The sequence below is a fragment of the Mesorhizobium sp. B1-1-5 genome, assembly GCF_006443065.1.
In the GTDB taxonomy this organism is placed as follows: domain Bacteria; phylum Pseudomonadota; class Alphaproteobacteria; order Rhizobiales; family Rhizobiaceae; genus Mesorhizobium.
Window position 1 is genome coordinate 1 of the sequence record NZ_VFWS01000613.1, and the last position, 1,080, is coordinate 1,080.

Consider the following 1,080-nt stretch of genomic DNA (forward strand, 5'->3'; position numbering starts at 1 on the left):
CTTGCGCACCAGCGCTGCCGTCGCCAGCATCGCGCCCATATCCGATATCCTCGGCGCGACATGGGTCTGGTAGTCCAGTGGCACCGAAATGGCGGGCAATTCGAAGAAATTCTTCGCCTGCGGCAGGAGCAGAAAACCGTCGCTGCCGTTGAGGGCCACGCGCGCGGGTTCCTCCGGCCAGGTTTCGCCCAGCCATTTCAGCGCTTGCGCCAACCGGCCGGTCACCAATGGCTGCGCCGCCTCGGCATTGTCGGTGCGGAACTCATAGGCGGCATCCAGTTCCGGCACGCCGGATGACAGTTCCTGCATCTTGCTGGCGAACATGCCACGGAAGAAGCCGACGACGGCATTGGTCCGCCGCGTCGCCACCAATATTCCCGGAAACGGTTCGATGGCTTCGAAGGCGACGATCACGCCTTTGAAGGCCGTCGATGAGCCCTTGCCTGTCCCTTCCCGCAGTTCCGCTTCGTAGAGCTCGAACGGAAACTCTTCGTAGCGGCCGGAAACGACATCGTCGAACGACTGCCGGTTGAACGGCCCGACCGCCTCGCGCCGCAGCCGGTCGAAGGAATTTGGCCGCCCGCCATGCGCGTAGCGCACGTCGCGGATGAAGCCGAAGATGATGGGCAGCAGTGTTTGGCGAAATGATTGCTGCAGCCGCGTCGCCGGCTTCATCGCCTGGAAATAAAGCAGGATCGAAACCGCGAAACCGACGACATAGAGGAACACATGCGGCGTCGAGAACCATTGCTCGTTGGGATCGGCGACCTTGTTGAACAGCCAGGCGATCAGCACCACCGTCGCCAGCACCAAACCGACGAACAGCGGCACCCGCCAGCGTACCTGCCGCACCACGGAGGCCCGCGCCGCTTCATAAGCCTCGATGTTTTTCCGGATGCCGGCAACCACGGCGTCGCCAGGTATGAAATCCGCTGTTTCCACCGCCACCCCCGCTTGCCTGGACCGGTTCATGATAGTCGGTTTTGTCTGAAGTATCGACTGTAGCGCCTCTTCAACAGATGCTTGCGCCGCCTCTTCATTCGCCAATCATCAGCGCTTGGAAAAGCGCCGACATGGCGA

General features: G+C 61.9%; 1 protein-coding gene. It reads right to left on the minus strand.

The window, feature by feature from the left end:
* A partial coding sequence (locus FJ980_RS33775; RefSeq protein ID WP_140547682.1) for a DUF3137 domain-containing protein occupies nucleotides 1-942 on the minus strand: 942 nt, incomplete at its 3' end.
* Nucleotides 943-1,080: the final 138 nt, after the last annotated feature.